Source organism: Alteromonas sp. BZK5 (assembly GCF_014349115.1).
Classification (GTDB): Bacteria; Pseudomonadota; Gammaproteobacteria; order Enterobacterales; family Alteromonadaceae; genus Alteromonas; species Alteromonas macleodii.
The window spans coordinates 20,544-45,629 of the sequence record NZ_JACSOE010000035.1 but is presented as its reverse complement, the minus strand read 5'-3'; the positions used below and the strand labels follow the sequence as shown (position 1 = coordinate 45,629).

General features: G+C 44.5%; 21 protein-coding genes and 1 pseudogene. 13 read left to right on the top strand and 9 right to left on the bottom strand.

Translation table 11 applies throughout. The annotated features are described in order from the left end of the window. Window positions 1-94: 94 nt before the first annotated feature. Both BIZ39_RS11780 and BIZ39_RS11775 read left to right on the top strand, forming a co-directional pair. Window positions 95-619 (top strand): annotated as a pseudogene (locus BIZ39_RS11780) (TonB-dependent receptor domain-containing protein); the annotation flags it as partial. A 131-nt stretch (window positions 620-750) separates the two neighbouring features. Further along, entirely contained in the window at window positions 751-1,887 is a 1,137-nt protein-coding gene (locus tag BIZ39_RS11775; protein WP_049588837.1) for a purine nucleoside permease, read from the top strand. A 14-nt stretch (window positions 1,888-1,901) separates the two neighbouring features. On the opposite strand, the gene BIZ39_RS11770 is transcribed toward BIZ39_RS11775, so the two are convergent. The 3 genes from BIZ39_RS11770 to BIZ39_RS11760 all read right to left on the bottom strand — a co-directional run bounded on the left by BIZ39_RS11770 (window position 1,902) and on the right by BIZ39_RS11760 (window position 7,313). Next, window positions 1,902-3,905, bottom strand: coding sequence for an ATP-binding protein (locus tag BIZ39_RS11770; protein ID WP_187447049.1), 2,004 nt, complete (start codon window positions 3,903-3,905; stop codon window positions 1,902-1,904). A gap of 159 nt (window positions 3,906-4,064) precedes the next feature. Then, window positions 4,065-4,985, bottom strand: a complete 921-nt coding sequence (locus tag BIZ39_RS11765) for a diguanylate cyclase (RefSeq protein ID WP_187447048.1) — start codon at window positions 4,983-4,985, stop codon at window positions 4,065-4,067. Between the two features lie 222 nt (window positions 4,986-5,207). Then, window positions 5,208-7,313, bottom strand: coding sequence for an EAL domain-containing protein (locus BIZ39_RS11760; RefSeq protein WP_187447047.1), 2,106 nt, complete (start codon window positions 7,311-7,313; stop codon window positions 5,208-5,210). Window positions 7,314-7,498: 185 nt separating this feature from the next. On the opposite strand from BIZ39_RS11760, the gene BIZ39_RS11755 reads away from it, so the two are divergent. Further along, window positions 7,499-7,861, top strand: a complete 363-nt coding sequence (locus BIZ39_RS11755) for an Hpt domain-containing protein (protein WP_187447046.1) — start codon at window positions 7,499-7,501, stop codon at window positions 7,859-7,861. 65 nt (window positions 7,862-7,926) lie between these two features. On the opposite strand, the gene BIZ39_RS11750 is transcribed toward BIZ39_RS11755, so the two are convergent. After that, window positions 7,927-8,925, bottom strand: coding sequence for an adenosine deaminase (locus BIZ39_RS11750; protein WP_187447045.1), 999 nt, complete (start codon window positions 8,923-8,925; stop codon window positions 7,927-7,929). 322 nt (window positions 8,926-9,247) lie between these two features. Here BIZ39_RS11750 and BIZ39_RS11745 point away from each other — a divergent pair, with 322 nt between their 5' ends. Beyond that, complete coding sequence (locus BIZ39_RS11745; protein ID WP_187447044.1) at window positions 9,248-10,579, top strand: NCS2 family permease; 1,332 nt, start codon at window positions 9,248-9,250, stop codon at window positions 10,577-10,579. Window positions 10,580-10,718: 139 nt separating this feature from the next. On the opposite strand, the gene puuE is transcribed toward BIZ39_RS11745, so the two are convergent. Both puuE and BIZ39_RS11735 read right to left on the bottom strand, forming a co-directional pair. Further along, on the bottom strand, window positions 10,719-11,648 hold the full coding sequence (gene puuE, locus BIZ39_RS11740) for an allantoinase PuuE (protein WP_187447043.1): 930 nt from the start codon (window positions 11,646-11,648) through the stop codon (window positions 10,719-10,721). Window position 11,649: 1 nt separating this feature from the next. After that, on the bottom strand, window positions 11,650-12,294 hold the full coding sequence (locus tag BIZ39_RS11735) for a TetR/AcrR family transcriptional regulator (RefSeq protein ID WP_014949073.1): 645 nt from the start codon (window positions 12,292-12,294) through the stop codon (window positions 11,650-11,652). Between the two features lie 408 nt (window positions 12,295-12,702). On the opposite strand from BIZ39_RS11735, the gene xdhA reads away from it, so the two are divergent. The 7 genes from xdhA to BIZ39_RS11700 are packed head-to-tail and all read left to right on the top strand — an operon-like array spanning window position 12,703 to window position 20,886. After that, the gene (gene xdhA, locus BIZ39_RS11730; protein WP_187447042.1) at window positions 12,703-14,148 is read left to right on the top strand and encodes a xanthine dehydrogenase small subunit; all 1,446 of its coding nucleotides are present in this window, start codon (window positions 12,703-12,705) and stop codon (window positions 14,146-14,148) included. Next, complete coding sequence (xdhB, locus tag BIZ39_RS11725; protein WP_187447041.1) at window positions 14,141-16,507, top strand: xanthine dehydrogenase molybdopterin binding subunit; 2,367 nt, start codon at window positions 14,141-14,143, stop codon at window positions 16,505-16,507. The genes xdhA and xdhB overlap by 8 nt, the downstream gene beginning before the upstream one ends. Further along, window positions 16,504-17,403: a xanthine dehydrogenase accessory protein XdhC gene (gene xdhC / locus BIZ39_RS11720; protein WP_187447040.1), complete on the top strand. Its 900-nt coding sequence runs from the start codon at window positions 16,504-16,506 to the stop codon at window positions 17,401-17,403. Before xdhB ends, xdhC begins: the two co-directional genes overlap by 4 nt. Next, entirely contained in the window at window positions 17,393-17,896 is a 504-nt protein-coding gene (gene uraD / locus BIZ39_RS11715) for a 2-oxo-4-hydroxy-4-carboxy-5-ureidoimidazoline decarboxylase (protein WP_187447039.1), read from the top strand. Before xdhC ends, uraD begins: the two co-directional genes overlap by 11 nt. A 58-nt stretch (window positions 17,897-17,954) precedes the next feature. Next, complete coding sequence (gene uraH / locus BIZ39_RS11710) at window positions 17,955-18,281, top strand: hydroxyisourate hydrolase (RefSeq protein WP_039230148.1); 327 nt, start codon at window positions 17,955-17,957, stop codon at window positions 18,279-18,281. A gap of 5 nt (window positions 18,282-18,286) precedes the next feature. Beyond that, the gene (gene guaD / locus BIZ39_RS11705; RefSeq protein ID WP_187447038.1) at window positions 18,287-19,579 is read left to right on the top strand and encodes a guanine deaminase; all 1,293 of its coding nucleotides are present in this window, start codon (window positions 18,287-18,289) and stop codon (window positions 19,577-19,579) included. A 47-nt stretch (window positions 19,580-19,626) separates the two neighbouring features. Next, the gene (locus BIZ39_RS11700; protein ID WP_061094737.1) at window positions 19,627-20,886 is read left to right on the top strand and encodes a urate hydroxylase PuuD; all 1,260 of its coding nucleotides are present in this window, start codon (window positions 19,627-19,629) and stop codon (window positions 20,884-20,886) included. 43 nt (window positions 20,887-20,929) lie between these two features. Here the strand turns inward: BIZ39_RS11700 and BIZ39_RS11695 are convergent, their stop codons facing one another. Continuing rightward, window positions 20,930-22,207 (bottom strand): diguanylate cyclase, encoded by a 1,278-nt coding sequence (locus BIZ39_RS11695; RefSeq protein ID WP_061094736.1) that lies wholly within the window; start codon window positions 22,205-22,207, stop codon window positions 20,930-20,932. Between the two features lie 293 nt (window positions 22,208-22,500). On the opposite strand from BIZ39_RS11695, the gene BIZ39_RS11690 reads away from it, so the two are divergent. Then, on the top strand, window positions 22,501-22,776 hold the full coding sequence (locus BIZ39_RS11690) for a putative quinol monooxygenase (protein WP_014949064.1): 276 nt from the start codon (window positions 22,501-22,503) through the stop codon (window positions 22,774-22,776). 49 nt (window positions 22,777-22,825) lie between these two features. Here BIZ39_RS11690 and BIZ39_RS11685 read toward each other — a convergent pair whose 3' ends face one another. Further along, window positions 22,826-23,185, bottom strand: coding sequence for a winged helix-turn-helix transcriptional regulator (locus tag BIZ39_RS11685; RefSeq protein WP_014949063.1), 360 nt, complete (start codon window positions 23,183-23,185; stop codon window positions 22,826-22,828). A 202-nt stretch (window positions 23,186-23,387) separates the two neighbouring features. Further along, window positions 23,388-23,882 (bottom strand): acyloxyacyl hydrolase, encoded by a 495-nt coding sequence (locus BIZ39_RS11680; protein WP_101564083.1) that lies wholly within the window; start codon window positions 23,880-23,882, stop codon window positions 23,388-23,390. Between the two features lie 553 nt (window positions 23,883-24,435). Between BIZ39_RS11680 and BIZ39_RS11675 the strand changes: the two genes are divergently transcribed. Next, on the top strand, window positions 24,436-25,086 hold the full coding sequence (locus tag BIZ39_RS11675) for an NAD(P)H-dependent oxidoreductase (RefSeq protein WP_061094732.1): 651 nt from the start codon (window positions 24,436-24,438) through the stop codon (window positions 25,084-25,086).

Below are 25,086 nucleotides of genomic sequence, written 5' to 3'. Positions count from 1 at the left end.
ATTCTTTCGTATACCGCTTTCTTCCGGCCATTTACTTTCTCCAGCTAAAGTTCAATTATATCCTTAACTGGACTGGTCAACTCAATTAAACCACCTCAGTTGGGTAGTCAATGAGAACCTTGTTGTTTCTGCTGGCTATACAAATGTAGAAGTTATTAACTTAACTGCACTTGCCAATGGAAACCAATTTGGATTCTTAGGTGCTGACGATTTAGTTGCTCTTGATGATCCTTCGTTAATTTTTGGCGGGAACGTAGTAGGTCTTAACCTTGTTGGTGAAGGAGAAACAAACTCTGACGGACGAAAGGCCGGTATTCCTGAAAATATTTACACGCTGACAGCAACCTATGACTTCCAAAATGGTTATGCTGCCAACGTGAGTATTGTGGATGTGGATGAGGTCGCGTCTGGCTACTCAGCTGCAGTGACACTTCCAGCCTACACGTTAGTCAATGCTGGCTTGTCATATCAGGCGGAAGATTGGTCGTTAAACTTAACCGTTAAAAACTTAACTGACGAGCGTTATTTCCGCTCTAACTTCCCTGATCTATTTGGTAGTCAAATTGTACTACCTGAACTACCGCGTCACTGGAATGCTAAATTTACTTACTCATTCTAAGTTCGCATACTCTTTGAGCGTGGTCGTGCTTCATGTATAGATTGAACGTTCGACACACGCTCTCAGGCCTGTAAGTTTTTTCGATAAGAAGCCCAGTTTGATTATGCTGGGCTCTTTTTTAGGAGTACTAAATGCATCTTTCTTTTTATCCACTGCTTAAACAAAAACGGTCTGCCTTTTTCAACGCTTTGCTTATTTTGGCTATGTTTTTGGGTTTCTGTAGCAGTAGTTATTCTGCCAATGTTAAAGCCAATGACGCTAAGCCGCCAATGAAAGTGAAGGTTGTTGTAGTAAGTATGTTCGAAATTGGCAACGACGAAGGCGACGCGCCTGGTGAATTTCAATTGTGGAAGGCTCGCCAGAAACTCACAACCCAATACCCTTTGCCTCATGGCTTTCACGATATTTACGCCAATCCTGATACAGGTGTAATCGGTATGGTTACGGGAATGGGCATTGCGCGCGCTTCAGCAGCAATAATGGCACTAGGTCTTGATCCTCGCTTTGATTTATCCCAAGCCTATTGGTTGGTCGCTGGGATCGCGGGAGTCGACCCAGCGGATAACACCATTGGAAGTGCAATTTGGACCGATTATGTAGTCGATGGCGACCTAGCACATCAAATTGACGCTAGAGAAATTCCGTCTCAGTGGAGTACGGGTTATTTCCCCCTCTTCACTCATGCGCCCTTTGAAAACGCTGACGCTGTAGACGTAAACAACAGCCCAAATGGCGAGGTGTACGCGCTGAACTTACCGTTAGCAAAGTGGGCCTATTCGTTGACAAAAGACACCAAGCTTTTAAACAACGAAGCGATGGATGCACTGAGAGCAAAGTACACCAACTCAGCTAGTGCTAAAGCACTTCCAAATGTGTCGATGGGTGCGCATTTATCTGCTTCTACCTTTTGGCATGGCGAAAAACTAAATGCGTGGGCAAACGATTGGGTAGCATACTGGACGCAGGGCAAAGGAAATTTTGTTACCTCGGGCATGGAAGACTCAGCAACACTTCAAAGCTTGAGCTACTTGGACAATGCAGGGGTAGTCAACAAAGACCGCTTACTTATTCTTAGAACAGCGAGCAATTTTACCATGCAGCCACCATCGTTGAGCGCTGCGGAGAACTTAAAGTTAGAGAGTTCTGGCGATGGATATGCAGCAATGGGAGCCGCTATAGAAGCCGCCTATAATGTCGGCTCGCAGGTTACAGACTATATTGTAACGCATTGGGAAACCGTAAAAGATACGCCCCCTTCAGCGGAATAAACACACATTAAACTCTACGCTGTCACTGATTTAGCCTTTAGTGCATGGCGCACCTGAAGGGTAACGTCATTTTGTACCACGGGCTTGGCAAGAAAATCGGCCATGCCCGCATTGCTACAATCAGTTTTATCTTCAGGTGTGGTATTTGCCGTTACAGCCACAATGCGGCCGTGCTTAGGCAATAAGTTTTCTTGAACAATAATCTTAGTCGCACTTACCCCATCGAGCACTGGCATAGCGCAATCCATAAATATAATGTCGTATTTTTTAGCTCGGGCCATTTGAACGGCCACTTCGCCATTTTCGGCTTCATCTGGAAGATAATTAAACTTCTCTAGCATGGATGCGAGCACGAAACGGTTTATATCGTTGTCATCAACAACCAAAACGTTAAGAGGAATGCTAAGCAGGTCTGAAGAGAGGACAACGTCACTCTGCTTTTCTTTATTTAAAACTGCCATTTCTACAGGTATAGCAATATCGAAACAGGAGCCTTTCCCTGCGCTTGACCGCACTTCAAGCTCGCCATCCATTTTGCCAACAAGTTGATTGACGATAGACAACCCTAAACCGTTTCCATTTAACTCTTCAGAGGCACTGGCGGTATCGTTTTGAAATGGTCTAAAAATACGTGACAATATTTCATCACTCATGCCCACCCCAGTGTCTTCAATTGACGCAAGTAAGATAGGCACATCGCCTTGATGCTTTAACGTAACTTGCACCGAAATATACCCTTTCGGTGTAAATTTAACCGCGTTCGATAACAAATTTGTAATGACTTGACTGATTCGGGCGGCATCTCCGTGAACATAAGTGTTTTCGTCAAAAGACAGCACTGCGTAAAGCCTTACGCCTTTCTCTACGCATTTTGTTTTAAATACATCCAGGATATCTTCAATTAACGAACGTGCACAAAAGTCGCTATATTTTAGTGAGAATTCGCCGTTAATGATGGAGGTGTAATCCAAAACATCGTTTATAAGAGACAATAAACGGTCTGCGCTATGAAGCGCCACATCCGCTTTGCGCATTCGTACATTTTCTTTATTTTCGAACTTAATCGCCTGCAACATGCCGGTTATGCCATTGAGCGGCGTCTTTAACTCGTGGCTTATACGAGATAACAATATGCCACGTTCTTTAGACGCAGCTTCGGCTTCTCTTCTTCTCTCTTCCAATTCGAGTCTAAGTTGCACCGATTTGTTAACGTTTTGGCAAGTTCCAAACAAACGAACACACTTTCCGTGCTTCATCTCAGCCATGCCGTGGGTTTCTATCCAAACCGAATTACCTTTGGCGGAGACAAGTTCAAGCGTTGCACTCCACGGTTCACCCGTAGCCACCGCGTGGGAGACAATGCGGTTAATCTCATCCCTATCAAACCCCTCTTTATAGAAGTTGATAGCTGTTTCTAATGTGGGTTCAAAGTCCTCTGAGACTTCGTGAATACGCCGAGTTTGTGAAGACCAGCTAAGTGCATTAGTGGTCAAATCAACTTCCCATGTGCCTATGTTCGCTACACTTTGTAACTTTTCGTACAACGTGTTTTGATTGGTCTCTGCTTTTTCGAGATGAAACTTATTCAACATCACGCTCAGCCAATCGTCTAACAGCGACAGCTTGTCGAGGTTAACCGGCTGTTCCGGGCACGCATTAATAAAGACCAAGCACACTTGGCTTCCATCCAGGGTATGAACACGGCCTCGGATGTACTTTTCGGCATTAAAATAAGTAAAAAACCATTGTTTAAATGCAGTAGAACACTTAGCGCTGTTTACAGGAAAGCAGTTGTCTACAGGTACACAGGTAGAGAAAGAAGGGACCGACTTAAAGTTGGGTGCATACGCCGACGAAGCTTTAACCAATATATTAACTGTCTCTTCGTCCAACTGTAGAAGTAAACCTTGAAACACGCCAAACGAATCACAGCCTCGCTGTACCAAACTGGTTAGCGATGCCTTCAACTGGTGTTCCAGTTTCACATTCAAACTCGATTGTTCGTCAAAATAAACCATGGTTCGCTACCCAAGCGTAAAGACCACAAGATTCTTGCCGCCTTGCTCGATTCATGCATAGCGGCCCCGCATTTATAAAGATAGCTTGGAATTTGAATACGCGATATTAAACAATAGGCTAGAAATTCTATTTTTATGATGGGATATTGGGCGGTGGCCTCAGCCCTTGGCTTGGTTTCGCCCTAATTCTTTTGCTTCAAACAGTGAAATGTCAGCGTCTTCTATAAGCGCAGCCACATCGTCTTCAACCACATCCGTAGCTTTCCAAACTGCAAAGCCTGCACTTATTGATACGCGGTTTTCTATCCCTTTACCATGTGGAATTCTTGCATTGGCGACAGCCTGAACAAGCTGATGTGCCACTAGCTTTGTGCCCTGATGGTCGATATAGGGGAGGACGACTAAAAACTCTTCGCCGCCAAAGCGAATAACGGCATCTTTCGGCCGTTTAACCGTATCCGATACAATTTGCGCCACTTTTTGAAGACAAATATCGCCTTCGAGATGCCCATACGTATCGTTGAAAAGCTTAAAATAATCGATGTCGATCATTATTGCTCCAACCGTACCTTTGTCTCTCGCAACTTGCTTAATGAGTAACGGAATTTCGTTGGTTAAGTACATACGATTGTACAAACCCGTTAGCTGATCGTGAAATGTCATCATTTCAAGGAATTCAGTGCGAAGCTTATTTTGCAGATGTGTTTTGATGCGATGCGTTAACGTAGAAGCGTTAACCGGTTTCATGACAAAGTCTGACGCCCCTACTTCCCAGCACGCATTTTCACTCTCAATATCCATTGTAGATGTAACGAAAATCACAGGGATATGATTCGTTTCAGGCGAGGCCTTCAAGGCTGTGCAAACATCTAAACCATCAATATCTGGCATGTTCATGTCAAGCAGGACTAGGTCAGGAAGGTTTGCCTCGCAGTAAGATATGGCTTCTTCTCCCGACTCGACTGTAGCACAGGTAAACACCGACTCTAGAATGGATTCAAGCAGCATACGACTCATCGGCTCATCGTCCACAATAAGTACGTTACACTCTGCGTAGGGTTTTATTTCTTTTTGATTCATCGGGTACATTTATTGTTACTACATCAAGGTGACCATTCTCGCTTGCGTTGTTTCTGCTTTTACAATATCAAAGTAATAACAACGTTTTACGCAAGTCTACCACCTTACATCCAAATTTGTATCGAAAAGTCAGCTAGTTTGCTTCTAAGTAAGTATGGTTTGAACGACAAGGTTATAAAGAAGAGACTATCGATTAGCACTCTACTCAGCGTCCAGTGAACCTTACGCAACTTGGCAATCATCGATGAACTTTGTGAAAAAATCCGCCATCGCCATGGGACGACACATAAAATAACCCTGCCCTAAGTGACACCCAAGAGCTTTGAGCGCGGCAAAGTGAGATTGGGTCTCTATACCTTCGGCAACAATAGTTAACTCTAAGCTTAATGCTAAATGCACTATTGCCGTTACGATGTCGTGTGCCTGCTGCTCTTTATTCATATCAATAACGAAAGAGCGATCTATCTTAAGCACATTCAATGGGAACTGACGCAAATAAGAGAGACTTGAATAGCCCGTACCAAAATCATCCAACGCAATAGTAACGCCCAATGAAGCCAAGTCGTTCAGGATATCTCTGGTTTGTTCAAAGTCGTGCATTAGGGCTGATTCTGTTACCTCCAATTCTATAGACGACGCGGCGATACCCGCTTCGTTGATAATTTCAGCAACTTCTTTTGCGAAGCCTGGGTTTGAAAGCTGTTTAGCAGCTACGTTTACCGCCACTTTGAAGTCTTGCCCCAATTCGTTGCATTTAGCGACAAACTCACAGCTTTTTTGCAACACTTGCTTTCCTAGCTGATGTATTAGCCCAGTCTCTTCTGCCAGTGGGATAAACTCATCAGGTCCAATAACTTTACCATTTTCGTCGAACATTCTGACTAAGCTTTCCGCACTTAATACTGTGCTATCGTCAAAGTTATATTTTGGCTGTAGATAAATGGCTAGACTGTCGTTCTCTATGGCATTTCTAAGCTTTATCTCCATCTCCACACGATGATGCATGGCATGCTGCAGGTCTTTTGAAAAGAAACTGAAAGTGTCTTTGCCTTTTGATTTAGAGCGGTACATGGCTGAGTCTGCATGGCGCATCATCTCTTCCGCATTAACAGCATCTTGGGGATAAAGGCTAATTCCAATGCTTAAGCTAAGTTGATGGGCCTTACCGTCTATATCAATGGGCTCTCTACCCGCCTGCAAACACGCCATAGCAATACTGTCTGCACTGTAGCCTGAACCAATTTCAGTAAGTAAGCAGGCAAACTCATCGCCACCCACGCGGGCGAGCGTAGCGCTTTCTCCAACAACCTTTGCAAGGCGCTTTGCAATAGACACAATAATATAGTCGCCGACTTGATGCCCAAGGCTGTCATTAAGGTATTTGAAATTATCGATATCGATTAACAGTAACGCTATGCTTTGCTTAGAGGTAAAACAACGAGTGATAGCCTGAACAACTCTATCGTGCAGCAGCACTCGGTTTGGCAAACCCGTGAGCTGATCATGATTGGTTAAATGTGTCATCTTTACTGCCATTTCAATGGTTTCTGACACATCTTGGAAAACGATAACCGCGCCAGAAAGCTGGCCATCCTCATCAATGATGGGCGACGCTGTATCTTCTATCCTGAATACTTGATTGTGTCGGCTTACCAGCGTGGCGTTATAAGACATAGCTACCGGGCGCATCACTTCTAGTGCGTATAGAGCGGGGTTTAAAAGACGCTCATTTGTCGAGGCATCTCTTAAATTCATAACCTCATTGATAGGTTTGCCAAGAGCTTCCGTTTCACTATAACCGGTTAACCTTTGCGCTACTGGGTTAATAAACGTTACATCCCCCGCTGCGTTAATTGAAATAACGCCGTCAGCTATAGATTTGAGAGTAATAGCAAGCTGCTTTTTCTCTGCTTCTAATTCGTGATTAACACAAGCAAGCTTCGTTTTTTGGTCCTGGATAGTGAGATGATTTCTCACTCGCATCTGGCACAACCCAATATCAATGGGCTTGGAAATGAAGTCGATGGCTCCCAGTGATAACGCAATATGCTCATTTTCAGAATCATTATGCGAGGTTGCAAATATAACAGGGATAGCTGAAGTTTCTGGGCAAGCTTTTAATTGCTTGCAGACCTCAAAGCCAGATAGCTCAGGCATGCTTATATCTAGAACAACCAAATCAGGAAGTTGTGCTTTTACCACCGAAAATGCATTCGAGCTTTGCGAGACCGTAACAACCTTTGCTAGTGATTCTACTGCACTTTCCAATAACAAGAGTGTTGTTGGTTCATCGTCAATGATAACTACTTTCTGTGTCTCATTATCCATGAGAAATACCACACTGTGAAACTAATGACAGAATAAGTATTGCCTGAGATACGTAAAAAAATATTAGTCTTTCGTCTAGGTTTTGCCGATTTATGAACCGTTGTTTGCTAAGCGGCTGAACTTGCTGTTTTTTGTTTAGAACATTTATTGTACACTGGTATAACGCTTCAATTACGGTGGCACATATGGACACATCTAACTCAAACGATACGCCCACTCGAGAACAATTATGGAACCGCGATGCCGCAATAAGCAGGCTGGGTGGAAATGAGGGGTTATTGAACCGTATTGTTGAAATGTTCCTAGCGCAAATAGAACAAAAACAACAAGCACTTCAAAGTGCAGCGACCGCATTAGATATTGAAGCCGTTAGATTCAACAGTCATGCTATGAAAGGTGTGTCGGGCGATGTAGGTGCCGATGCCATTCGGGAAAAGGCATCGTCTATTGAAAACAAAGCCAAGCAAGACGATTTAAGCGAAATCGTTCAAGATATCACAGAATTAGACAGTTTGATTAAGCAAACTATTGCAGTCATGAAATCGTAAAATCACATTAGCTCCTCGCATTAATCGCCAGAAGCTAACTCGACTATCATCCACTCCTCGCCTTGCTAGGCTGAAAGAACCTTTTCAACAAACTGGTTTTTCTGCTCCTGCGGTAAAAAACTTGCCTTGAAACTATTTGCTACCAACGTACGAATTGTTTTTTCTTCAATACCCAGCGACTGGTGCAACGCTTCAAAATTGTCATTTAAGAAACCACCAAAATACGTAGGATCATCAGAGTTAACCGTGACCAGAAGCCCAGCATCAAGAAGCTGGACAATATTGTGGTCTTTCATGTCATCAATTACGCAAAGCTTGAGATTGCTCAACGGGCAAACAGTAAGTGGAATTTGTCTTTCTTTCAAGAGGTCCATAAGCGCCTCGTCTTCTTGGCAGCGCACACCGTGATCAATACGATCAACGTCCAATAGCTCGATGGCTTCCCAAATGTAAGATGCCGGTCCTTCTTCTCCAGCATGGGCGACAATTTTAAATCCCAGCGCTTTGGCTTTTTTGAAAACACGTTCGAACTTTGATGGCGGATGGCCAAGTTCGGAGCTGTCTAACCCTACCGCCGTGATGTGCTCGTAGTAGGGCTCTGCTGCAGAAAGCGTATCGAAAGCAGCATCTTCAGGCAAATGACGAAGAAAAGACATGATTAAATAGCTACTGATACCGTATTCATCTTTTGCTTTTTCCATCGCCTTCAAAAAGCCTGGCATGAAAATATCGAAACCTATGTCACGCTCTGTATGGGTTTGCGGATCAAACATAATTTCTGTGTGGACGATATTGTCCTCATGACACCGCGTTAAGTATTCCCACATTAAAGCAAAGAAATCATCCTCATCGCGAAGCACGCCCGCCCCTGCATAATATAAGTCAAGGAAGCTTTGTAGATCTTCAAAGTTATACGCCGCTTCTATCTCTTCCACGCTAACATAAGGAAGTGATACACTGTGCTTTTCAGCTAGGCGCCACATAAGTTCAGGCGTTAAGCTACCTTCTATATGCAGATGCAGTTCGGCCTTTGGAATGTTTTTAATTATTGATGACAGCGACATGGCCCCTCACTTATTTGCACCACAACAATGCAATGGCATTTAATTGGTGCGTAATAGTTTATCTTTAATGCTATCTGTAAACGAGTTCTATTGCTCATTTAGGTTTTGTTTGCGGTTTTTTTGACTTCATCTATGTTGATTACTAACCGTTTGGCTGGCTTTGTGCTGCCTGGCTAGTGACCTTGAGTCACGCAATGGCTATTAATTAGTCATTGTACTGAAAAGTAAGTTAGCACAAAACACACCAACAAGTTGACTAATTGGTCAGTTTATTGCTTTCAACGCACAAAACACACAATGAAATACTAACAGAGAACTCTTGATGTCCAACAACGTAATCGAACGGCTATTTAAGCTGCAGGAACACGGAACAACAGTAAGAACAGAGATCATTGCAGGACTTACTACGTTCGCAGCCATGTCTTATATACTCGTGGTGAACCCAGGTATTCTTGGGTTAAGTGGCATGCCCGTAGAGGGCCTAATTACAGTGACAGCAATAGCGGCGTGTATTGGCACTTTAATGATGGCGCTAATGACTAACTACCCTATTGCGTTGGCACCAGGTATGGGCTTGAACGCCTTTTTCGCGTTTACCATTTGTCTTGGTCGTGAAATTCCATGGGAAGCAGCGCTTGGTATTGTATTCTGGAACGGCATTCTCTTTTTACTCCTTTCTCTCACCGGAGTTCGAACCAAAATAGCCGAGTCTATACCGCCTTCTCTTAAAATCGGCGTGCAGTGTGGCATAGGTTTGTTCATTGCCTTTATCGGCCTTAAAAATGCGGGGCTGATTGTTGATAATCCCGCAACCTTCGTACAGCTTGGCGACCTTTCTGAGCCAGCAGTAATGTTAGCGCTCATCGGCATTATTTTTACTATCGTTTTGATGGTGAAACGCGTTACAGGCGCTATCTTAATCTCTATCATAACACTCACCTTAATTGGTGCTTTTATCCCCACTGAAAACGGTACCTTAACTGCAACGCCTTCTGCTGTAGTTGGCATGCCAGAATCCATTTCAAACACTTTTATGGCAATGGACTTTTGGTACCCAATCGATCACCTTGCTGAAACGTGGGACCTCATTTTCGCACTTATGTTTGTGAACATGTTCGATACCATTGGCACCTTAATCGGCGTATCTCGAAAAGCCAATCTACTTACTCCCGAAGGCAAGCTACCGAAAATTGGCTCAGCAATGACAGCCGATGCATCAGCGAGTATTGCTGGCGCATTAGTAGGTACATCTCCAGTAACTAGCTATGTGGAGTCCGCTACGGGCGTATCGGCGGGCGGCAGAACCGGGCTTACCGCAGTAGTGGTTTCAGTCTGCTTCTTACTCTCGCTATTTTTAACACCGCTAATGAAAGTTATCCCACTGATGGCCACTACGCCAGCGCTATTGATGGTAGGTATTTTAATGATGGAATCGATTCGACAGGTTGATTTCGACGACTTAGGTGCGTTAGCCACTGCTTCTGTTGCACTTATCGCCATGCCGCTCACATTCAGCATTAGCGAAGGCATTGCCCTTGGTTTTATTACTTATGTTGGCATTAAGGTAGGTACGGGAAAATTTAAAGAAGTAACACCGCTCACTTATGCACTGGCGATTGTTTTCTTATTACGATACTTATTGGATTTAAAATAATTCAACGGCGCTTATTGCGTGCCTGTAAGTTAACGCTTTAGATACAAAAAAGGTGGCTTTCAACGCCACCTTTCTTATTAAACTAGGCAAGTGAAAAAGGTATACGTTTACTTCAAATATAGTAGGCGTACTGTAAACGCTACGTACGCGGCTTGTCCCCACCATCTTTAGGATGAAGCTCCAACCAGTGACGGGCAATTTGCTCTCGTGTCGCTAGCCATACTTTATCATGAGACTTAACGTACTCGATAAAGCGCTTAAGTGCGGCGAGTCGAGCAGGCCGTCCTATTATGCGATTATGAAGGCCGATAGATAGCATCTTAGGCGCTTCTTCTCCTTCTTCATACAACACGTCAAACGCATCTTTTAAGTAGGTGAAAAACTGTTCCCCACTGTTGAAGCCCTGAGGCGTGGCAAAGCGCATATCATTGGTGTCTAATGTGTACGGCACCATCAATAACGGCTTGCTGTAATGGCTGTCGTAGTAAGGTAAGTCGTCAGCATATGAATCGGCGCAATATAAGATATCGTCGCGCTCTGCAATCAACTTCAGCGTATTCGGACTCGTTCTTCCTGTATACCAACCTACAGGTTTACTGCCCGTTATCTGCTCATGAAGAATAATCGCCTCATCAATTTGTTTACGCTCTTGCTCTTCGTCCATGTCTTGATAATGCACCCAGCGCATGGCGTGGCTGGCGATTTCCCAACCTGAATCCATCATGGCTTTTACGGCGTCAGGGTGTCGTTGCATAGCCATAGTGACGCCAAACACAGTAACGGGAATGTCGTATTTATTAAGCAAACGGTGTAAACGCCAAAACCCTGCACGACTGCCGTATTCGTAAATAGACTCCATGCTGAGGTGGCGATCTTTATACGCTTGTGCGCCGATAATTTCCGATAGGAATATTTCTGACGCCTCGTCACCATGAAGCACGCAATTTTCGCCACCTTCCTCGTAATTTAATACGAACTGAATCGCGATTTTTGCGTCGCCCGGCCACTTTGCGTGAGGTACATGTTGACCGTAACCAACCAGATCACGAGGGTAAACAGACTCTGTCATGCTACACCTCGAAGTTTTCTGGCACAGATAACCCACAGCCACCGAGCACGAGTTTTACCACTTGTTTTGTAGCGTCTTCAAAATCTGATTTTGTCATCTTTTTACCGCGTAGACGGGTTATTTGCGCAGAGAAGTCAGCATAGTGCTGGGTACTAGCCCAAATAGTGTAAAGCAAATATTCACCTTCAACAGGTGGCAGTTTGCCGGCCTTTACCCATGCATCAATAACCGCAAGTCGCCCTTTCATCCAAAGCGCATGCTCTTCATCAAAGTAGCCACTTAAGTTTTGTGCACCATTGATAATTTCCATCGCAAAGATCTTTGAGGCCATTGGATGCGTTCGCGACACTTCCATTTTCTCGGCGATATAATTGGCGAGTACCTCGGCTGGGTCGTCTTCTACTGTGGCTTTATCAAAACGTGAGTTCCACAGCGAGAGGGTTTCTTCTAGTACCGCTACGTAGAGCTCTTGTTTTGTTTTGAAATAATACAAAACGTTAGTCTTAGGAAGTCCTGCTTCATCAGCAATTTTTTGTACTGCTGTGCCTTTGAAGCCAAACTGTGCAAAACATTTTTCAGCGGCTTGGAGTATTTTTCTTCTGTTCATAGCGCCAACGCCAGCGTCAGCACTTTTTACCTTCATCATTATTATTAAAATTCCTTTGCAATCTACTTTGCAAGCGCACGGGCAGTATAAATGCTGCATGCCTTTTCGATAGGTTAGCATTTATTGCCGACGAGTTGCTATGCTCTTATAGATCATACATACCCTATGCAGGGAGTGTTAACCATACTAAAACACGAATTACGCGAATAGTTCAAAACCTTGCACGAATCTTGCCTTATTCTTCATTAACAAATCGACGTAGTGCTTAGCAAAAGAAAAATAGAAAGGTATCACTTCTTTTTTTCCAATCAAATTTGCGCAAAATCATGGCCTTTTAGAACTCGGCCTTTTTTTATAAGCAATAAATTGACCAAATGGTCTACTTTTATTGAAAAAATACAGCTATATTAATGAATACAAGAATGAATATAACAAGAAGGTGTGAGTATGATTCGCTTTCTAATAAATAACGATGTCGTTGAATTAAATGAAGCGCGGGCCGACCTCACCCTTCTACAATTTATTCGCGAACATCGCAAAAAAACAGGCACAAAAGAAGGCTGTGCAGCAGGAGACTGTGGTGCATGTACCGTAGTACTTGTGGAACCAGCCTCTTCAAATAGCGCTGCAGAACTTAATTATCGAACGGTGAATAGCTGTATCACGCTAATGAGTGCAGTTCATGGGAAGCAGCTTTTATTTGTTGAGCATTTAAACGATGGTAAACACTTACACCCCGTACAGCAGGCGTTAGTTGATCACCATGGTTCTCAGTGTGGCTTTTGCACGCCTGGGTTTATTATGTCGATGTTTGCTTTGTATCACAGCAATACAAAGCCAAATCGCGACGATGTGCTACACGCCTTATCAGGCAACTTGTGTCGCTGTACAGGCTACCGCCCCATTATCGACGCTACATTGGCGGTATGCGAGCAAACACCTGATGATCAGTTCACTGCACGCCAAGCTGCCACCCTTTCTACTTTGCTATCATTATCAGGTGAGAAGCCTACTGGTACGGGCAATATCCATACACCAACGTCTCGCGAAGAACTGAAGACCCTGATTCAAGCGCATCCAACTGCACAGCTAGTCGCTGGCAGCACGGATTTAAGCCTTCAGTTCACGCAACAGCTAAAAGATGTAGAAACGCTTATCAGTGTTACGCATATTGATGCACTAAAACAATGCACCAAAAGCGAGCATTCTCTTATTCTTGGTGCAGCTGTACCGCTAAACGATGCGGCACCTTTATTACTAAATGCATTTCCGCAAGTGGCTGAGCTTGTTACCCGATTTGCCTCGTTGCCTATCCGCAATCAGGCTACCATTGGCGGTAACGTGGCTAACGCTTCCCCTATTGGTGATATGCCGCCGTTATTACTCGCATTGAATGCCATACTGCATTTAGATAACGGCGAGAGCGTTCGTATGATCCCAATTAGCACATTCTTCACAGGCTATCGCGAGACCATGCTGGCGAAAGATGAATGGATAAGTGCTATAGAAATACCATTGAAACAGTCCAATCAAGCATTAGCTTCATATAAAATATCGAAACGATTTGAAGATGATATTTCAGCAGTATGCGCCGTATTTAATGTCACACTCGACAACGGCAAGGTAGAAGCCATTAGCAGTGGCTTTGGTGGCGTAGCAGCAGTTCCGTCAACCTGCAATGCGTTAGAAAACGTTTTGAAAGGTAAGCAGTTCGCTAGCAACGAATGTTTAACGTTGGGCAAACAAGTCTTATTCGATGCATTTTCACCTATCGATGATGTGCGCGCTACAGCCCAATACCGTAAAACTGTTTTAGCTAACCTGTGGCATCGCTTCTGGTTAGAGAACCAAACAGCAAACCAAATTGAAACACGGGTGGTGCAGCATGCGTAAGTTAATTGATGCCCCTAATCCACTGCAACAAAACGACAAGCAAAGTGTCGTTCACGTATCTAAAAAGCACGAGAGCGCAACACGCCAAGTACAGGGCAGCGCCAACTATGTTGACGATGTTATTGAACCTCAAGGCACTCTTTATGCTGCAGTTGGTGTAAGCCAATGCGCAAAAGGTACGATTAACTCGATAAATCTTGACGCTGTTCGCCAAAGTGAAGGCGTTGTAGATGTGGTTACGATTGACGACGTGCCTGGCCATAAAGATATTGGACCTGTATTCGAAGGCGATCCGTTACTTGCTAATGGCGAAATCAAATTCTTCGGTCAGCCTGTATTTGCAGTACTTGCCACTTCGATAAACCTTGCCCGACAAGCTGCGCTAAAAGGGAGAGTAGAGGTGAGTGAAGCCAAACCTATACTTAGTGCCGAAGCTGCCCACCAGCAGCAAACGTTTGTGCGTCCCCTACATCGGTTTGGCCAACACACTGACCGCGTTGAAAGTACATTTGAAAAAGCGATCCACCAAGCACATGGCACGCTCAGTATTGGTGGACAGGAACATATGTACTTAGAAGGACAAGTGAGCCTTGCGATCCCTGATGAAGAAGATCGCATGAAAATCTATACGTCTAGTCAACATCCCAGTGAGGTACAAAAACTCGTTGCCGAAGTGCTAGATGTAAAATTGCACCGTGTAATGGTAGACATGCGACGTATGGGCGGCGGCTTTGGCGGAAAAGAAACGCAAGCCGCGCAATGGGCCTGTATAGCGGCTTTACTGGCATCGCGCAATCAATGTGCGGTTAAGCTTCGCTTACCACGCTTCACCGATATGCATGTTACTGGCAAACGTCACCCGTTCGAAAACGAGTTCGACGTGGCCTTTGACGAGACAGGTAAAATTGAAGCCACCCGCATGACAATCAATGGTATTTGTGGGCACTCGCCTGATTTATCTGACGCCATTGTCGATAGAGCCATGTTCCATGCGGACAACGGTTATTTCTTAGGTGATAGCGACATTGTTGGCCACAGATTGCAAACCAATATGGTATCGCACACCGCTTATCGAGGTTTTGGCGGACCGCAAGGTATGATTATGGCTGAAGCCATGATTGATAAAATTGCCCGTGCTATTGGCAGCGACCCCCTATCGGTAAGAAAACGTAATTTATACGGCCCCACGACAGGTAGTTTTACCCCCTACGGAATGAAGGTAGAACATAACCTTCTGCCCGATATGATTGCCGAGCTAGAAGAAACCGCTCAGTATTGGAAGCGCCGTGAAGCTATTGCAGCGTTTAACCGCGAAAGCCCAGTGATTAAGAAAGGTTTAGCGCTAACGCCTGTTAAGTTTGGCATTTCATTTACCGCGAAGCATTTAAACCAAGCTGGCGCTTTAGTGCACATTTATACTGATGGTAGTATTCAGGTGAACCATGGTGGTACTGAAATGGGCCAAGGGCTTCACACCAAAATAGGCCAAATTGCAGCCAATGAATTTGGACTAGATTTGGATATGATTGAAGTCACTGCAACACGCACTGACAAAGTACCTAACACTTCACCAACAGCAGCTTCAAGCGGCACTGACTTAAACGGAAAAGCCGTACAAAATGCGTGTATTACGCTAAAAGCCCGTTTGGCCGAGTGCTTTGCTAAAAGCTTAGGTCTAGAGGGCCGCGCTAGCGACGTGCTGTTCATTAATGAGCACGTGGTATTGGATGAGCACAAAATTACCTTTACCGAGCTTGTGCAGCAAGCATATTTTGCTCGTGTATCTTTGTCTTCAAGCGGTTTCTACAAAACCCCAAAATTACAGTATAACCGCGACACCGGTGAAGGCCGTCCGTTTTTCTACTTTGCCTATGGCGTCTCAATGAGCGAAGTCTCTGTCGACACACTTACTGGTGAATATACGGTAGATAAAGTTAACGTGCTCCACGATGTTGGCAACAGTCTTAACCCTGCCATTGATATTGGCCAAATAGAAGGCGCGTTTATTCAAGGTATGGGCTGGCTTACCACAGAAGACCTTAAATGGAATGAAACGGGTAAGCTGATAAGTGAAAATATGGCGACCTATAAAATTCCAGCCATTGGCGATACGCCAAAAGAGTTTAATGTGAAGCTGTTTGGTAGAAAGAACGCTGAAGACAGCATTTACCACTCAAAAGCCGTGGGTGAGCCACCGTTTATGCTGGCTATTTCAGTATGGTGCGCCCTTAAAGACGCCATATCTAGCCTATCTGGCTACACGGTTGATCCGCAACTAGATACACCAGCCACACCAGAACGGGTGTTAAATGCAGTAAGTGCTATGCAGCATTCTTCCAGTCGAGGCGGTGTTTTATGACACTCACGGCAGCAAAATCATCTCGCGCGCCCCAATCATTTCGTGCAACAAACTGGCATGAGGGAATAGCCGAATGCCAAATGCGCAATGAAGGCTACGTGCTTGTGACTGTGGTTGGCACTGCAGGCTCTACGCCTCGTGAACCCGGTAGTAAAATGGTAGTTACCGCTTCACAGAGCATCGATACCATTGGCGGCGGGCACCTTGAGTTTGATGCCATTGCCCGCGCACGAGAGTACCTTGCAAAAGGCGAAGCATGCACTGAACTTCACAGCTACCCGTTAAGCAGTTCTTTAGGACAGTGCTGCGGCGGCGCGGTAAAGGTGCTATTTGACGTGTGTAACCTTCATCAGCAGCACATCGCCATTTTTGGTGCAGGCCATGTTGCAAAAGCACTGGTGCCTATTTTGGCTCAATTGCCTGTACGCATTTCGTGGATAGACAGTCGCGAGGAACTGTTTCCATCGTCTTTGCCAGCCAACGTGCACAAAGTCGTGGAAGAAGTACCAGAGAGCGAAGTTAGACACCTTGATGAGAACAGTTGGCTGATTATACTCACCCACGATCATCAATTGGATTATCGCATTACAGAGCAGGCGTTAAAGCAACCTTCCCTCCCCTTTGTTGGGTTAATTGGTTCAGACACCAAAGCAAAGCGCTTTATTACCAAGCTGACTCAGCGTGGGTTTGACGACAACGCGCTGGCAAGGCTATTTACGCCAATAGGTAACCGAGATATTCCTGGCAAGCAACCAATTGAAGTTGCCGTTTCTATATCTGCGCAAATTATCGAGCGTCTTCATGAAAAAGAAGTAACGGCGGGCAACAGTAGCAAAGACAGTGAGAAACCCGCTACAGCGTTTCACAAAGAAAAGGACACCACCAGTGACACTTAAAGAATTAAATACGCTAAGCGCTGAAGAGGCGTCTTCTTGGTTTGAGCAATGCTGCGCGGCGAAAACCTGGGTTTATCAAATGGTAAAAGCACGCCCTTACAGCGACAAGAATGCACTTGTTAATCAAGCGAAGAGCGCGTGGGCCAAATGCAGTGATGACGACTACCTTGAAGCTTTTACGGCACACCCCATGATTGGTGACGTTGATTCGTTGCGCAAAAAGTTTGCAAATACCAAAGCCATTGCTGCGGGCGAGCAGTCGGGTACAGCCAGCGCGTCCGAGGCCGTTTTACACCAGTTAAAAGAAGCCAATCACGCCTATTTAGACAAGCACGGGTTTATCTTTATTATTTGTGCCACCGGTCTTTCTGCGCAGACTATGTTACAAGCATTACAAGCTAGGCTACCCAATACCACACAGCAAGAGATTACCAATGCTGCTGCAGAGCAAATAAAGATAACCCTATTGCGTATTAACAAAGCGCTGGATTAACCCCCGTATTTTCAAAAATATGGTCAATACGCATTGAATAGTTTTTAAGGAAAACAGTATGAATACGCTTTCTAGCCACGTACTCGACACTACATTAGGTAAGCCAGCACAAGGCATTGCCCTTACACTTACACTACCTGACGGTAGCACCCTTTCGGGTGAAACGGATAATGACGGGCGTTTTAACAACTGGGGCGTTGAAGACGGTTTTGCCGCAGGCGTTTATACCCTGCGCTTTCACTGCAAGCCTTACCTTGTAGAAACGCATGGCAATAGTTTCTACCCACACATTGATATTACATTTGAACTTGATGAGAATGGCGGCCATTATCATGTGCCACTTCTCATCTCTCCATTCGGTTTCAGCAGCTACAGGGGCAGCTAACAAACATGCAGCTTTTTCGTGCAAGCATTGCGTACTTTCCTAACCAAACTACACAGTTCGATAATGACATCGCTATATTCAAAGACGGTGGTTTGTTAGTAGACAATAAAGAAATAAAAGACATTGGCACATTTGAAGAGATAGCAAAGCGCTACCCTGCTGCCACTGTGACAGATTTTTCAGGCAAGTGGATTTTGCCAGGTTTAATAGACAGCCACCTGCATTATCCGCAAACACAGAGCATAGCTCATTATGGCGAACAGCTGTTGAGCTGGCTTGAAAACTATACGTTTCCCACAGAAATGCAGTTTGCTGACAGTGAACACGCTAAAACCATTGCTAACGTATTTTTGCGCCAATTGCTAAAGAACGGTACTACCACAGGTTTTGTTTTTACTACGGTTCATAAAAGCAGTAGCCACGCATTATTTAGTGCAGCAAGCGAAATTGATATGGCAATTGTGGCCGGTAAAGTATGTATGGACAGGAATTGCCCTAGTGCGCTTAATGACTGCGCCGACACAGCACAAGCTGACAGTGCAGAATTAATCGAAGCTTGGCATAACAAGGGCCGCAACCGCTATGCGCTAACGCCCCGTTTTGCCCCAACCAGTACTGAAGCTCAGCTTGCTGCATTAGGGGAACTTGCCAAGCAGTATCCCGACGTTTTCATTCAAACACACTTGTCTGAAAACTTAGACGAGATTGCATGGGTGAAGAGTTTATTCCCTAAAGCGGACGGCTATTTAGATGTATATGACACCTACAACCTTGTGCGTGAACGTGCGGTGTTTGGCCACGGCATTCATCTTACGCCTAATGAATGGGCGCGCTTAGGCGAAAGCGGCGCTACGGTGGCCTTCTGTCCCACATCTAATCTGTTTTTAGGCAGTGGCCTTTTTGATATGACCGCTGCGCGCGCTAACAGGGTTCATGTGGCTATGGCCACCGATGTGGGTGCAGGCACTACGTTTAACATGTTTAAAACCTACGGCGATGCGTACAAGGTCAGTCAATTGCGCAGCGAGCCCATCAGTCCGTTAGAAGGCTTTTATCTTATGACCCAAGGCGCGGCGGTAGCTCATGCGCTTGATCATGAAATAGGCAACTTAAACCCGGGCACAACAGCTGACTTTATCGTTGTTGAGCCTAGGTTTGACGAATTGACACAATTGAGAATAAAAGAAGACGCGGACTTTGACGATGTGTTTTTTGCCTTGAGTATTTTAGGTGATGACCGCGCCATCGACCAAACGTGGATAAGCGGCACCTGCCGTTATAAAAAAGAACAACATTAATAACAGGCTGCTGTAGGGCCTTTTGGCCCTGAATAAGGAGAACAATAATGCCGTGGCTAGATTGGATAAGTTTATTTGTACGTTGGTTCCACGTTGTAGCGGGTGTAGCGTGGATTGGCGCGTCGTTTTACTTCATTTGGTTGGATAACAATCTACGCACGCCACCTAAATGGAAGCAGGACAAAGGTATCAAAGGCGACTTATGGGCTATTCACGGTGGCGGTTTTTATGAGGTTGCCAAATACGCCTATGGCCCAGAGAAAATGCCAGAAACACTGCACTGGTTTAAGTGGGAAGCCTATACCACGTGGTTATCGGGCTTCGCACTACTCATAATTGTTTATTACTTTGGTGCTAGCGCTTATCTTATCGACCCTTCGGTAAACGCCATGTCACCGACCACAGCAATATCTTTAGGTTTAGGGTTAATCTTTGGCGGACTAGCCTTATACGAATTTGCTTGTCGTAGCCCATTGGCAAAATATCCACTCGCCTTCGGTATTGGATTAGTCGCGCTTGTTTGTATTGTTAGCTACCTTTCTACCCAGTGGTTTAGCGGTCGCGGTGCCTATATTCACGTTGGCGCGCTTATTGGCACTATCATGGCGGGGAATGTGTTTTTCAACATCATGCCGAACCAGCGCAAAATGGTAGCAGCTGTAGCCGATAAGAAAGATATCGATCCTAATTGGGGGGCGAGCGCTAAATTGCGTTCGGTACACAATAACTACTTTACGCTGCCACTGCTGTTTATCATGATTTCAAATCATTACCCCATGACGTATCAACACCCGCAAAATTGGCTGATACTCATTGCGATAATGGCCGCTGCCGCTTGGATACGTCATTTCTTTAACTTGCGTCATGTGGGCACCACTAAACCTGGTATTTTAGTGTCTGGCGCAGTCGCCATGCTAGCAATCGCCCTATGGGTGTCATGGCCACAGTCGCCATCACATACATCGAATGAAGGACATGAAGATGTGAGCCTTGTCGATGAAATAGGTAAAAAAGTAACAGCTAACAATGCAGTCGCTCAAGCGAGTTCTGAAGTAAGCAATGAGCGCGTAGTACGCTTAATTACAACCCATTGTGTGGGCTGCCACTCGCGCACGCCAACCGACGATATCTTTAAAGTCGCGCCTTTAGGCGTAGTATTAGATACATGGGAAGATATTGAAAGGTTTGCGCCACAAGTGGTTCGAAGAACCTCTGTGACCAAAGACATGCCATTTTTAAATAAGACAAAAATGACAGACGAAGAGCGTCAGGAAATAGCGCGCTGGTTCGCTCAAAGGGAAAGATAAAATGGCGAAAGCGGTGTAGATATCGAGTCTCAGGAATAGCTGTCTACATCGCTTTATCAATCGCGGTTAAAACTTGCTGATAACGCTTTTTTCCGTACATTACCTCGTCGGCCTTATCTAGCCACTCCTGCACAGTTTCAATGCCTTCGCTCCACTCAACCCAGCCAGCACTGAAGCCAATTGGTACTACCTTATTGCCATCTACATTAACTTCAAAGTCGCTTTGGGCAACCCGATTGAAAAAAACTTCGGTCTCTTTTTCATTGGTTCCATACAGCAAGATCACAAATTCATCGCCACCAATACGACCGAATCTATCACTATCACGCAGCAAACCACTCATTCTTTCAGAGAACTTAACAAGCGCCTTGTCTCCTACATTGTGACCGTATTTATCGTTAATTTCTTTGAATTTGTTTAAGTCTATATAAACGAGCGTTGACGTTTGTTGGCCACGACCCATACGAGAAATTTCGTCGCTTAACTGGCTAAATATCTCTCTCCTATTTGCAAGTCCAGTGAGCGAGTCGGTTTTCGACAGGTGCTCTAATTTAGTGACGGCGCTCAACAAAGCTTGCTGCTGCGTTTTCTCTCTTGTTATATCGTCGGCTGTGCCTAAAATAAGCGACTGCATTTCACGGTCGTCAAATATCAAGCTTCCGCGATCGTGAAGGTACTTAACTTCGCCTTTCGAGTCGTTTATACGATATTGAATATCCCAATTCTGCAAAGGGCGTTGACTGAACAGTTTTAACACCCGTGCTTTATCATCTTCATGTACATGATCAATAAAGCTCATAGGGTTACAGTAAAGTTCGTACTCGCTGCGACCGAATATGTTTGAATAGCCATCGTTAACGTATTGCAGTTTAGACAAGTCTGGCGTCGCCACCCATATAAACGTTCTATCAGAAAATGCGCTAACAATTTTGCTAAACAAGGCATCAACTTGAAAGAGCTCAGACTGGATGCGCTTTTTCTCATCGATATCTTCCACAATAGAAATAAAATAGTCTGGGTTGCCGCGCTGATCTCTTACTAAAGACACTGTTAACTTCGCCCAAACTTGCTCGCCATCGCGCCTTACATATCGCTTTTCAATCGCATAGTCATCGATATCACCTGCCATCAGGCGCTCTAAGTAACTTAGATCTTCATCAAGATAATCTGGCGCAGTTAATTCTTGAAAGGTTAACGTCGTTAGTTCTTCATCAGAATATCCTAAAAAATCACACAGTCGCTTATTTACACGTATAAAGCTTCCATCCACGCTTATGTGAGCGAGCCCAACAGGACAAAAGTGAAAAGTTTTTTCAAACATAGGGCATCGCCCCGTTCGGTAATTGCATTCCATCGCCTCAAGAGGTGGCACTCAAAGGATAATGAGCACCCTTTTATACTTTAGTATAAGTCATTATAGATTAATTTTTTTCATTCGCTAAAAAATGCATCTAAGAAAAAGGCTTAGATAGCATCTAACTGCGGCATGGCGGTAAAAGGCATTTGATGGTGGAGATTGCTTTTCACCTGAAAAAAGTTGCTAGTCAGCTTTAACCGCTAACCATTACTCCTTTAGTTGCCTATGTTAGCGTTTTTTCTCAATAGGACAGTAAAATGATCGAGTTTTCAGTCGTAATCTATTCTCAACCAAACCAACAAGATGCACTTTTAGACGCATTGTTACCCTTGGTTAAATCAAGCCGAGAAGAAGTCGGCGCAGTGATGTATGACCTACATGCAAGTGAAGAGGGTGTGTTTGTTATTACGGAGAAATGGCAATCTCAGGATGCCCTTGATGCTCATGAAGCTACTGAACACTTTGTTGGTTTCCAAGAAAAAGCCGGAGAGCTTGTTGAAAAAGTACTTCGATTACCGCTAGTGTCGGTCTAGCTCTTTATAAAGCAAATGCGGTGAGATAAATGCTCACCGCTAGCGGTATTTAATCATTCGTGTGGTTTTCAGACCAGACTCTTAGCTGTTCAAGAATATCTAGCGCTGAGCGCCCAAACTCGGTGAGACTATAAGCAACCGCAATTGGACGAGAGTCGATAACGTTGCGGATCACCATACCGTTGTTTTCCAGCTCTTTAAGGCGCTGATCGACCATCTTCCGGCTGGCGCCGCCAAGCATTCTACACAGGTCGTTAAATCTAACAGGCTCATCTTTGAGATGATAAATAATAGAACCCGTCCACTTTCCACCAATTAGGCGCATTCCACGCTCTATAGCACAAGGCTCTGTGCACGTATTTAGAACGGTTTTTCTACCCTTAGCGTCTGTTTTTATTTCACTTTCCATCTATTTTCCTAAAAAAGCCACCTAGTTACTAAAAGTATACTAATTGTTTGTTTGAACAAGGTAACTAAAATAGACCACATAAGCAAGTTTGGCCTCTAGTATACCTTTAGTTAATTAGTCTAACTCCAATTCGAAAGGTTCACGGCTATCTCTGAGAATTAGGTAGAGCACTAGGCGCCAATCAAGCAACTAATGCATACCATTAGAAATGGTAGTGAGCGCTCAATACAAACGATTCTGAACCAGGGTTCGTGTCCCCTAGCCCGCCGTTAGAAATGTGGCCAATTTCAGCTTCTAGCGAAAATGATTCAGAAAAATTGTAGAGTCCGGAAAGTGATGAATAGAATTCAATGGTGTCGCCTAAATTTTCAGATTCATCAACAATGCCCGCGTGAAAGGCAACGCGTACTGAAAAGTCATTGTATTTGTAGACATCTTTTGCCAAACCCGCTGCGAAGTAATGTTGGCCTTGGTCCGCATTAACCAGAAGTACGGTAGGTCGTAAACCGTAAAACGAGTCCAGCGGTTTATGAATGTAGGCGACGTGCAATGCGTAACGGTCTGCGTCATCAAACAAGTTCCATACCGCAGCCCCAGCTTTAAGCTCACTTCCTTGCGGCAGGGCTTGAGTAGAAAGAGAAACAAGGGGAGAAAGTAAAGATAATGCAAGTGCGAGTGTTTTTACTGGTGTTTTCATGTTTATACTGTCCTAGGGCCTGCTGACCTTTGCTGTACAATTTTGCAGCGGTCTGTGTGCCATCTAGACAAGACGAATGTTTGACGGTCTAGTGGTTCTAAATCGAAAACAATCAACGCAGTATAGGTGGCACACAGGCGCTGCCCAAAGGGGTCGTCATGGAAGCCTTTTACTCTTTGTTACAGTCCTTTAACTTAGCCCACTAGGCTTGCAGGACTGTTTCGCGATTAAAAGGCTTCTATCTAGACCAAAATTTGTACATCAAAGGTCAACAGGCCCTAATCAAAAGTTAAAAATAGTGTTCCGTCGACGCTTCTGTTCGAAGCTGTTTTTATACGTGAGTACATAATGGTAATCAGGTTACTTTTTTCAACCTAATAAATATTAGTAACCTTATAACTTTGAGGAAAAACACATTCTTATTTGCTCTAAACGTACAGATTGAATTAATGAATAACCTAGGGTCTTTTGACCTTTGCCGTGTTTTGCACATCAACAATCAACGGCTCCTTATCGCTCAACGAGAGCTGGCTGTAGCACTGAGTAGAAATGTATGACTGACGAGAACATCATTGAAAGCAATGTAGAGAGCGCTAAGAAAAGTAAGAAAGTACTGGTTCTCTTTGCCCACCCCGCGCAAACCCGTTCAGAAGTAAATGTGCCGCTTTTTCACGAAGCAAAAATGAATAAACACGTTACTGCTGTTGACTTGTATGCAGAGTATCCAGATTTCAATATTGATATTGAACGGGAGCAGCAGCGTTTAATCGATCACGATGTCGTTGTTTTTCTGTTTCCACTTTACTGGTATTCCACACCTTCAATCTTAAAAGAATGGCAAGATTTAGTGTTGGAATATGGTTTTGCCTATGGGCATGAAGGCACTGCACTTAAAGATAAATTATTTCTTTGCGCATTAAGTGCAGGCGGTAAGGAAGAAGCCTATCAAACTGATGGCTTTAATCATTACACCATCAGGCAACTGCTCCAGCCTTTAGAGCAAATGGCTCAGATCACGCACATGACCTACATTGCTCCTTTTGCGATCTTTGGCTCTCGTACTGCGCGAGAAGAGCATCGCGTTGCTGAACATAGAGGCAAGTGGACAACCTTGCTAAACAAATTGACCACTAACACCCTGAATCTAGAAAAAGCAAAGCACATCGAGAATCTCGCAGACCTTTGTACATCGCAAGGAGAGTAA

Excerpts from the sequence above, each read along its gene's own strand:
- BIZ39_RS11775 (WP_049588837.1), top strand. The coding sequence starts at position 751 with ATGCATCTTTCTTTTTATCCACTGCTTAAACAAAAACGGTCTGCCTTT.
- BIZ39_RS11770 (WP_187447049.1), bottom strand. The coding sequence starts at position 3,905 with ATGGTTTATTTTGACGAACAATCGAGTTTGAATGTGAAACTGGAACAC.
- BIZ39_RS11765 (WP_187447048.1), bottom strand. The coding sequence starts at position 4,985 with ATGAATCAAAAAGAAATAAAACCCTACGCAGAGTGTAACGTACTTATT.
- BIZ39_RS11760 (WP_187447047.1), bottom strand. The coding sequence starts at position 7,313 with ATGGATAATGAGACACAGAAAGTAGTTATCATTGACGATGAACCAACA.
- BIZ39_RS11755 (WP_187447046.1), top strand. The coding sequence starts at position 7,499 with ATGGACACATCTAACTCAAACGATACGCCCACTCGAGAACAATTATGG.
- BIZ39_RS11750 (WP_187447045.1), bottom strand. The coding sequence starts at position 8,925 with ATGTCGCTGTCATCAATAATTAAAAACATTCCAAAGGCCGAACTGCAT.
- BIZ39_RS11745 (WP_187447044.1), top strand. The coding sequence starts at position 9,248 with ATGTCCAACAACGTAATCGAACGGCTATTTAAGCTGCAGGAACACGGA.
- puuE (WP_187447043.1), bottom strand. The coding sequence starts at position 11,648 with ATGACAGAGTCTGTTTACCCTCGTGATCTGGTTGGTTACGGTCAACAT.
- BIZ39_RS11735 (WP_014949073.1), bottom strand. The coding sequence starts at position 12,294 with ATGATGAAGGTAAAAAGTGCTGACGCTGGCGTTGGCGCTATGAACAGA.
- xdhA (WP_187447042.1), top strand. The coding sequence starts at position 12,703 with ATGATTCGCTTTCTAATAAATAACGATGTCGTTGAATTAAATGAAGCG.
- xdhB (WP_187447041.1), top strand. The coding sequence starts at position 14,141 with ATGCGTAAGTTAATTGATGCCCCTAATCCACTGCAACAAAACGACAAG.
- xdhC (WP_187447040.1), top strand. The coding sequence starts at position 16,504 with ATGACACTCACGGCAGCAAAATCATCTCGCGCGCCCCAATCATTTCGT.
- uraH (WP_039230148.1), top strand. The coding sequence starts at position 17,955 with ATGAATACGCTTTCTAGCCACGTACTCGACACTACATTAGGTAAGCCA.
- guaD (WP_187447038.1), top strand. The coding sequence starts at position 18,287 with ATGCAGCTTTTTCGTGCAAGCATTGCGTACTTTCCTAACCAAACTACA.
- BIZ39_RS11700 (WP_061094737.1), top strand. The coding sequence starts at position 19,627 with ATGCCGTGGCTAGATTGGATAAGTTTATTTGTACGTTGGTTCCACGTT.
- BIZ39_RS11695 (WP_061094736.1), bottom strand. The coding sequence starts at position 22,207 with ATGTTTGAAAAAACTTTTCACTTTTGTCCTGTTGGGCTCGCTCACATA.
- BIZ39_RS11690 (WP_014949064.1), top strand. The coding sequence starts at position 22,501 with ATGATCGAGTTTTCAGTCGTAATCTATTCTCAACCAAACCAACAAGAT.
- BIZ39_RS11685 (WP_014949063.1), bottom strand. The coding sequence starts at position 23,185 with ATGGAAAGTGAAATAAAAACAGACGCTAAGGGTAGAAAAACCGTTCTA.
- BIZ39_RS11680 (WP_101564083.1), bottom strand. The coding sequence starts at position 23,882 with ATGAAAACACCAGTAAAAACACTCGCACTTGCATTATCTTTACTTTCT.
- BIZ39_RS11675 (WP_061094732.1), top strand. The coding sequence starts at position 24,436 with ATGACTGACGAGAACATCATTGAAAGCAATGTAGAGAGCGCTAAGAAA.